Here is a 9,620-nt window from a genome sequence, read left to right on the forward strand (position 1 = left end):
TACCTTTGCAATCCTTAATAAAAACGGAGAGGTGTCTGAGTGGTCGAAAGAGCACGCCTGGAAAGTGTGTATACGCCAAAAGTGTATCGAGGGTTCGAATCCCTCCCTCTCCGCCAACTATATCTTAAATAATTCAAAAACGCCTTAAATGCATCATTTAAGGCGTTTTTTTTAGACCGAATCAAAATATTCAATAAATCGCATTGTTCTGGTGACCTGATAGGCGGCCGACGCAATAGGTCACCCCAAATATTACAAATTGCTACTAATAAACGAATTAAACAGATGAACATCTTGATTTAAGCAGTAATAAACGAGGCCACCTAAGTCAGGGAGCCTCGTTTATTTATAGTATTTATCAGATAACTAAAAAATAATCTCCGTTAGAACCGGGAAGTGATCTGAAGGAAACTTACCACGATAAGTATCGGTTAAAATACCCCAACGTTTTACATTAACCTTACCAGTAGTAAAGACGTGATCAATAATGCCATCTTTATCCAGTGCTTTACCAAACGAGTTAAAAGAAGCATTAAATATATACGGTTTTACCGCTAAAGTGTAAGTATCAACCAAATAATCTGAGGCAGCCAGGCGCTTATACCAGGTGCTGTTATGGTCGCCGTTAAGGTCGCCTGTAAATAATGCTTTTTCGTTGCCTGCTATTTCTTTTATTTTTTTAAGAATTAGTTTGGCGCTTTCCTCACGGGCAATTTTTCCCTGGTGGTCAAAATGGGCGTTAAAGAAATAAAATTTCTTTTTGCTTTGTTTATCCATCAGGTAAACCCATGAGCAAATACGATTACAGCAAGTTGCATCCCAACCCAAGCCTGGTTTATCAGGCGTTTCTGACAGCCAGAAATCACCTTTTTTTAATACTTCAAACCTGTCCTTTTTAAAGAAAATGGCTGAGTGTTCACCACCATCTTTACCATCATCCCGGCCATGCCCATAACGCTGATACTCCGGTAATGCTTTGCTAAGATCTTCCAATTGGTTGCTCAAGCCTTCCTGCGTACCAACAATATCAAACTCGTGAAAGCGGATCAGGGCAGCGGCTACAGGTGCGCGGTTAATCCAAAGGTTACCGGTATCTTTAGGGTTATCAAACCTCAAATTAAAAGTGCCAACTATTAAATGTTGTGCCTGGCTGCATAAGCCGGTTAATATTAATAATGCTGTAAATAGCAGTTGTTTTATTTTCATAATGCTTGTTGTTATAAGTGATAATTATTACCAACCCGGGTTTTGGCCAAGTTTAGGATTTTGCAACCTGTCGGTTTCGGGGATAGGATACAAATAATACTTGTCGTCCCATTTGCGCTGTACGGTGGTCAACCAGGTAAGCTCGTTTGCATTGTTTAACCTTTGCGGGTTAACGGTACCGTTTGATAAATTATCGGCAACGCTTACGTAGGTAACCCCGGCAACCTGGGTAGCAGGCAGGGTAGTGTAAAAGCATACATCTAATACGCCGTCTTCATTTAAATCAATTGGTACGTTCAATGCCGGTACGTAAAACCCATTCCAGGTCTGGTCCATTAGTTCGCCGCGTTTCCATCTGATGATATCACTAAACCTAAAGCCTTCAAAAGCCAGCTCTATACCGCGCTCACGCCTTATTTCTAATAAAGACGCATCAGATATAGCCGGGAAATAGTTTGTTTTAAGGTATTGATCTGCAACGGCCGGTTTGGTTGCAGTATTACCGGTAATGCCGGCTCTTCTGCGCAGGGCACCAATGGTTATGTTCCAGTCTGCATCTGTTAAAGTGTTTAACTCTGCTTTTGCTTCTGCATAGTTTAACAATACCTCGGCGTAGCGCATGATAGGGATAGAGTTGGTATTGCGGCTACCACCATCCATTGATGCATCATCCTGTGTTAGTTTAATTGGTTGATAGCCTGTATAGGTGTAAGAGAACACCGGTGGTGCAGCCTGCTGAGTAGCCCCATTTAAACGTGTATAATTACCCATGCGGATAGTTTGTTGCAAACGCTTATCACGGCCCTTTACCTCTTGTGCAAATGGCAAAGTTCTGTAGCCGGCATTGTCTGTAAATGGCGTACCATCAATATTAAGGTAAGTGTTTACAAAGGTGCGTATAAAGCTAAGCCTGTCGCCATAAGTGGCGCTTGTCCAATACCAGTTGGCATCATTAAAGATACCTAATGTAGGGTCAACAACAGCGGCCAATATTACCTCTGTTGCAACCGGGGTTTGGCTTGTGAAAAGTTGCCTGTAGGCCTTATCTGTACCGCCGGCATTGTTTAAGCTAAAACCACCATTAGTCATTACTTGTTGTGCCGCTTCGGCAGCCTGGGTAAGTAAAGCCTCTGCAGTTGATTGCAGACTATACTCGGTATGGTATCTTCTAAAAGTACCTTCAAATAAACAAACCCTTGATTTAAATGCATAGGCAGTGTACTTGGTAATAAGGCTACGGGTGTTATCTGTAGTGGTGATATTTTTGCTGGCAAAATCTAAGTCGGCAAGTATAGAATCTACCACTAATGTCCTGCTATCTCTCCCTTTATAAAGATCAGGGTCATCAATCTTCATGGTTTTGTTTATCCATGGTACATCACCAAAACGTTTCAGTTTATCAAAGTAAAACCACGCCCTAAAAAAGCGCGCCAGGCCCATAAAATGCTGGCGTTTAGCTAACTGTACTTTTGGGCTAACGTTGTTTTCTATAAAGTAATTGATATTACGCAGAGCTGTCCAGTCCCAGCCGGTACTTTGCCTGGAGCTGTATGCACCGGGCCTTAAAAAGTCTGGCACAGATGTTCTGGCCGCATAATCAGACATGGCATCGGCACGTACTACCGCACCGGCATCTGGCAGGTTATCATAAAAAGAGTTGGCATATAACTGCAAACCATCCACACTACCAAATACGGCGGGATTTAGTGCCGTGTCTTGCGGCACCTGGTCTAATTTTTTACAGCTAACTATAACTAAGCTTAAAAGCAGCAGTATTACAGATTGCCTTATGAAGGTTGATTTTAGGGAAAACATATTTAAGCTATTTAAATTGTTTGTGCTAATAATGATTAAAATGTGGCTGTTAAACCTAATGTTACGCTCTTAAGGATAGGGTAATTGTTTCCGTTACCACTGCTTCCATCAGTTAAGATCCTGTCAGATCCGTTGATACTTTCCGGGTCAATATCCTTGGTGATCTTGTAAAGTGGCGACCAGGTTAACAGGTTTTCGCCAGATACAAATACACGCAGGTTGGTCAACTTGATTTTCTGGATCAGGTGCAACGGCAGGTTATAGGCTACCTGTACGTTTTTCATACGCAGGTAAGCAGCGTTCTGCAAATACTTGGTTTGCGCCTGTGTCAACTCGCCCTGGCCATTTTGTGCAACATAACCACGATATCTTGGGAAATAAGCATCGGGGTTGCTTTCTGACCAGATCTTGTCCAGCTGTGATACCGGTATTTTATTGTAAGGCCTGTTGTATTGCCCCCAGAAAACACTTGCTTCCGAGCCCGGGTACCAATCTCGTTTGGCCACACCCTGGAAGAATGCCGAGAATGAGAAGTTATTCCAGTCGGCATCTACACCTATACCATAAGTATATCTTGGGGTAGAGTTACCGATGATCTTCCTGTCGCCAGGTTTATCCACGGTTTTATCGCCATCATTTATAACACCATCACCGTTCAGATCGGCAAATTTAATATCGCCCGGTAAAAGCTGGCCGGTGTTAGATGCTTTGATAAGTGTTTGTTTAGGTGAGTTGGCAATATCCTGCGCAGATGTAAAATAACCCGCAGTTTGGTATCCCCAAATTTCGCCTACGGTTTGGCCTGCGTAATAGTCACTTAACCTTTTATCAGGATTGTTGTATTTAGTGATCTTGGCGGTGTAGTCGGCAACGGTTGCCCTAATACCGTAATTTAATGGTTTACCACCAACATTAAATCGGTCTCTCCATGCTACCGATACTTCCCACCCTGTGGTTTTTAAGTCGGCATAGTTACCTTTAGGTACATCTGTACCAAATACAGCAGGTAAGGTCATACCCACAGTAAACATATCTTTTGTTCTGCGGATGTATGCATCACCCGTAATGGTTAAACGGTTTGATAACATGCCAAGGTCTAAACCTAAGTTTTGGGTATTTGATGTTTCCCAGGTTAAACCGTCGGGCAAAACGCCGGGCTGGCTTGTTTTCTGTGGTAAAACACCATTTAAGATCCTGCCCGATTTAGAAATATTGAACTTTTCCTGGAAAGCGTAAGAGGCGATACTTCCGTTACCTAATGAACCATAAGACCCTCTGATCTTCAGGTCAGAGATGAGATCTTTTGATACTTTCCAGAAAGGCTCGTTTGTAATCTTCCAACCGGCAGATACTGATGGAAAGAAGGCATATCGCTGATTAGAAGGGAATTTGGATGAACCATCGTAACGGCCGTTTGCCTCTACCAGGTAACGGTCATTATAAGAATAGTTTAAGCGGTAAAAGCCACCCAATATATCCCATCTGTCCCATCCACCTTTTGTGGTGATACCCTGGCCCAAAGCAAGATTAATATCGGTAGCATCTTCAGAAATTAAGCCGTTACGTAAAACGCTTATACTGTTTAATGTTGATTGCTCAAAGTTAAAGCCACCCAATGCCTTAAAATAATGGCCGCCTTTTAACTTAGGCTCGTATTCGCCATAAATATTGGTAGCCATGTACTGTGTGCTCTGGTTTACATTCTGATAATCGTTATAATTTGTACCTACGTACTCAATTACGCCCGGTTTGCGGCTGTATGGTACAGGCACACGCTTTTGTTTTTGATTGTTATCGGTATTCTGGAAAGTGAAATCACCTTTTACACGAAATACATTCTCAAAAAATTGGGCAACAAAACCGGTGGTATTTCTAAACACCCGGTTATTAAAATCAATACCGTTTTTACCGTAATAATAATCACCAACAGAATAAGCAGCAGAGTAGGTTAGGGTACCATCGGGGTTAAACATAGGCACCATAGTATGGCCCTCATCTGCAATGTTCCGCCAGATGCTGCCACCTTCGCCCACATTTAAGGGGTTATGGTATTTCATGTTAGAGTAATCGGCATTGTTATATAAGGTTAACCAAGGGTAAACCTGCAACGAGCCTTTTGCCCTTAAGTTATAGATATTATAATCATCAGAGTTATAACGGAACAAACCATCTTGAGAGTAGTAACGACCGGTGATCAGGAAATCGGCTTTCCCGCTGTTGCCAGATACTGCAAGGTTATGTTCGCGGGCGCTGTTATGATCTTTGTATAACTGGCCATACCAATCTGTATTGCCATAGTACTCATATTCGCCGGCCGCGTTTACAATAGTTTGTGGCAAAGATGGGTCATTAGCATGCCTTTCTAACTCTTGCAAATAAGCTTGAGAGAATTTTACCGTTTTGTTGATGTTTTGCGGCGTTTGCGAATAATCGTTCCACGCGCTCCATCCTTCGTTAAACATTTTGGCAAAGGTGTAGCCATTGGTCACAAAGTTTGGTACAGTGGTAGGGCTTTTTATCGACTGGTTAAACGAGTAGGTAATACTTGTTTTCTCTTTCGATGGATTTTTGGTAGTGATCAATATAACACCAAATGCACCCCTTGCACCATAAATAGAAGCAGAAGCAGCATCTTTAAGTACCGATACACTGGCCACGTCATTAGGGTTAACGCGGCTTGGATCGCCCTCTACCCCATCCACCAGTACCAGTGCGTTACCACCCTGGCCAATAGAAGTAGTACCCCTGATGTTAAACGATGGTGATTGCACCGGTTTACCATCTAAAGGAGTAAGGTTTAAGTTAGGTATTACACCCTGCAAGCCTTGTGCAAGGTTAGGCAACGAGCGGTTCTCTAAAACTTTAGACGTAACCTGGTCTACCGCACCTGTAAGATTTTGTTTCTTTTGTGTGCCATAACCAACCACCAACACCTCGTTTAACGTCCCCGACTGGGCAACCAGCGTTATGCTATTAACTTTAGTTTCTTCGCCAGACTTTATTTTAACACCCGGTACGCGTTTAGATTCAAACGAGATAAAGCTTACCACCATGGTGTAGGTACCTTCGTCTGCAGTGATGCTGAACGCACCATTGATATCGGCTTGTGCACCTTTACCGGCCTCAACCAGCATAATGGTAGCGCCGGTAAGCGGTTCGCCTTTTTCGTCAACAACCTTTCCTGATATTTTACCCGGGGCTGCCTTTGAAGGTAGCTCTTTTTTATAAAGGGTAACAGTACCTTCTACTTCTTCTTTAAACCCGATTTGGGTATTGGCAAAAAGCTTTTTAAGTACCGTAGCTAAGCGCTCGTCGTTAAACGTGCCCCCTTTGATCTTAACCTCGGTAAGGTTTACCAGTTCAGGGTCATAGGCAAAATCGATATGACCTGCCTGCTCAATCTTTTTGACAGAACTGGAAAGGGTTTCGTTCTTGAAAGAAACGCTTACGCGTTTTTCAAAGATCTGGCCTGTGGTTGGGGCGGCTATGAGTACACCTGCGCCCGCAATAACTATGGTGTAAATAAGAAACGTGATACGCATGGCTTTAGTTAAGCAACGTAAATTTTTTTTCATACTTTTGAATTCTTAGTGAATTTTAACAGAGAAACTAAGGGTATAAGCTAATAAGGCTCAATTTATTAGCTTTGCAAACTATGGCCGGATCTGCTACAGACCGGCTTTTTTTATTAATAAATAATTACTTCATTATTTTTCCTCCTGAAACTGTTTTGATGAATAGAACATACAATTTTCAGCGTTTCGTCAACAGTGCGCAGCGGGCTGATAATTATATTGTATTGATAGGTATGTGTTAATTTGTTTTTGCTGATAAGCTTTATGCCGTAAATGTTATGAATGGCAAGGGCCAATTCGTTAAATGATACATGGTTTAGCACGGTTTTGCCCTCCGCCCATGTTCTGCTGTTTTCGGCATTGTAGGTGCTTACATAACCGGTGTGCTCTTTTGTAGAATAGGTTATTTTTTGGTTAGGTAACAGTACAGCCAGTTTTTTTTGCTTATCGTTTACCTGCACACGGCCGGTTCTAACAGTTACTGTGGCACTATTTAATTGCCTGTATGCTTTAACATTAAATGATGTACCCAAAACGCGGGTAGTAATACTTTTGGTAATTACCAAGAAGGGGCGGGCCGGGTTCTTCCTTACTTCAAAAAATGCCTCGCCTTCGTCTAAATAAATATTACGGTTGGTATGGTTCTCAAAATTTTTGCTTACGCGGATACTTGTTTGGGCATTCAGCCAAATTTTTGACCCATCCGGCAGATCCAGCTTTTTAATCTGCCCTGTACCTGTGCTAATGGTTGTAAATGTTTCGTTGGCCTGGCGCTCAGGGGCTTTTTTACGACTAAACAAAGCAGCGCTAACCAATAATATGGCAGCAGCCGCGGCAGCATATCTTCTGTTAATACTTATGCGGCGTATTTTGGCCGGTGCAGGGTGTAAACGCTTTTGCACATAGCCATATATCTCTTCACTTAGCTGTGTTTCTTTCTCAGCAGATAATGAATGGTTGCTGCTTTCGTAAGATTGGTACCAGTTGTCAACCAGTTTGCGCTCTTGCTCGGTTACATTATTTTTAAGGTAGCGGTCAATTAAATCTTTTAGTTCAGATGGGGTCATTCAGTTTTGTGCTGTTTTACTGATATGTTGCACAAAACGCCCTTTACTACTTCTATTTTAAATCAACTTTATGTTAACTTTTTGTAAATAACGCCATGATTACAATAAAACAGTTTATGTAACGGTCGGGGTATTCAACCTTAAGGCGTCGCTTTAATCGTTTTAAAGCTTCGGTAATGTTGTTAGATACGGTTTGCTCGGCAAGGTTCAGGTTTTCGGCAATTTCTTTAACCGAATAGCTGTCGCTTCTTAGTAAAAATGACCGCTTCATGTTAACAGGCATAACTTCTACCTCAGCGCTGACAATTTTTTCAAGATCAAGATAACCATGTAGGGCATCTGTTGTGTAAAAATGGTCATTCATGCGTTCCAACGCTTTTTCTATCGCACTCTGTTTCACATCTTCCGACCTAAAATGCTGAAGCACTTTAAGTTTAATAGCACCAAATAAATACTGGCTAAGCGTAGTACTAATTTGCAGGCCAATTCGTTTTTGCCAGATCTCGATCAGGAGATTTTGAACTATATCTTTCGCGGCGCCCTCATCGCCCAGCCTGGAGAAAGCAGCGCTAAAAAGCGATTTCCAATAACGCTTATATAACTCATCAAAAGCATTGGTATCGCCTTGTTTAAGCAATTCCAACAACTCATCGTCGGTAGGTGGATTGTCAAATTTCAGCATGCTCCAAAATTAGTTAACCAACGTAAAGTAATTGTTAAATTTAAGGGTAAAGAAAAAGAGTTTGAAAATTATTGCCAGGCCTATAAAGCAGAAAAGCCGATTTATTGTGCGCAGGCGTCGTTAAATAAAGTCGCTCCTCGAAAACAACAAACCTATAACTACTGATGCAATTAAATCTACCCTGACCGGCAATACTAAAAAAAAAGAAAAGTGTTGACCAAGAAAATGTTTTTTTTGCAAAACGACAAAAAACTAACTAATTCGCGGCCAATCCGGCATAACATTTTTTAACATGTTAATATAAAGCGGTTCGAGTCCTGCTCCGTCTAATATATCTTAAATAATTTAAACGCCTTAAATGCATCATTTAAGGCGTTTTTGCTTTCCAAAAAACAAATTTTATTAAACAATTATTTTATTACCGTTTTTATAGCATCGCCAACATCGTGCCCTGCATTAGCCTTAAAATCAAACCCAAGCAATTGTGCCATAGTTTGTGCAAGTTGTTTATGATAAGTAACAGTTGGCGTTTTAACTTCGCCCTTGGGGGCTGTATCGGGTCCAACTACTGCAAACCAGGTGTTCTCCGAACCGTTCACATCAGCTCCATGATCGCGCCATTTCTCTATCGGCACATCGCCACGTCCATGGTCGCAGGTTATCAGTAATGTGGTATTGTTTTTATAGAAGGGGTCGGCCTGGATCATATTCCACAACTCTTTAATATAGCCATCCTCTTGTTTTGCCCTGTCAAGGTAAAACTTATAGTTGCCAGCATGCGCCATATCGTCCGTTTCGTCAAAAGCCATATACAATACACGCGGCTTATATTGTTTGATATATTCCTTGCCATACTCATAAGTAATAAAATCTAAACGGGTCGAATCGCCCAGGTAAGGCGGTACATTATGCTGCAGTTCGTTAAGGTATTTTAACCGCGTATTTGCATCTGTATTTTTCAGATCAGTATAGCCCGAATAAACCGGAAGGCCCGAACGGCTTACATTCAGTATCTGCGGGAACCTTTCCCACGAAGAGAACGCTATAACCTTCCCTTCAAAGCCTTTTTGCTTGTTGATATACTCCAGCACATTCATGTTTGGGTTTGTGACAGGATCATTGGTATTCATCCTTACATCCGGAAAACCGGTAAATATCTCATTATAGCCCGGGTACGAAAAACGGTACTGATTAGCAAGTTCATCTCTATTGCCTGCATCGCGGTTACCATACAGCTGCCCTTGCCCGCTTACTACCGACCATAAGAACGGGAAC

General features: G+C 41.9%; 6 protein-coding genes and 1 tRNA gene. 1 reads left to right on the top strand and 6 read right to left on the bottom strand.

Annotated features, from left to right (window positions below):
• The first annotated feature begins 25 nt into the window (after nucleotides 1-25).
• Nucleotides 26-116, top strand: a tRNA-Ser gene (locus tag WC615_RS19945).
• Between the two features lie 250 nt (nucleotides 117-366).
• Here WC615_RS19945 and WC615_RS19950 read toward each other — a convergent pair.
• From WC615_RS19950 to WC615_RS19975, 6 genes are all read right to left on the bottom strand, one after another.
• Nucleotides 367-1,206 carry an endonuclease/exonuclease/phosphatase family protein gene (locus WC615_RS19950; protein WP_372979822.1) on the bottom strand — a complete coding sequence of 280 codons (840 nt, stop codon included), beginning with the start codon at nucleotides 1,204-1,206 and terminating at the stop codon, nucleotides 367-369.
• A gap of 27 nt (nucleotides 1,207-1,233) precedes the next feature.
• Nucleotides 1,234-3,021, bottom strand: coding sequence for a RagB/SusD family nutrient uptake outer membrane protein (locus WC615_RS19955; RefSeq protein WP_372979823.1), 1,788 nt, complete (start codon nucleotides 3,019-3,021; stop codon nucleotides 1,234-1,236).
• Between the two features lie 35 nt (nucleotides 3,022-3,056).
• Nucleotides 3,057-6,596, bottom strand: a complete 3,540-nt coding sequence (locus WC615_RS19960; RefSeq protein WP_372979824.1) for a SusC/RagA family TonB-linked outer membrane protein — start codon at nucleotides 6,594-6,596, stop codon at nucleotides 3,057-3,059.
• 113 nt (nucleotides 6,597-6,709) lie between these two features.
• Nucleotides 6,710-7,663, bottom strand: coding sequence for a FecR family protein (locus WC615_RS19965; protein WP_372979825.1), 954 nt, complete (start codon nucleotides 7,661-7,663; stop codon nucleotides 6,710-6,712).
• A gap of 73 nt (nucleotides 7,664-7,736) precedes the next feature.
• The gene (locus WC615_RS19970; protein WP_372979826.1) at nucleotides 7,737-8,345 is read right to left on the bottom strand and encodes an RNA polymerase sigma factor; all 609 of its coding nucleotides are present in this window, start codon (nucleotides 8,343-8,345) and stop codon (nucleotides 7,737-7,739) included.
• Between the two features lie 410 nt (nucleotides 8,346-8,755).
• On the bottom strand, nucleotides 8,756-9,620 hold an 865-nt coding region (locus WC615_RS19975), incomplete at its 5' end, for an alkaline phosphatase family protein (RefSeq protein WP_372979827.1).

Source organism: Mucilaginibacter sp., assembly GCF_041663085.1.
In the GTDB taxonomy this organism is placed as follows: domain Bacteria; phylum Bacteroidota; class Bacteroidia; order Sphingobacteriales; family Sphingobacteriaceae; genus Mucilaginibacter.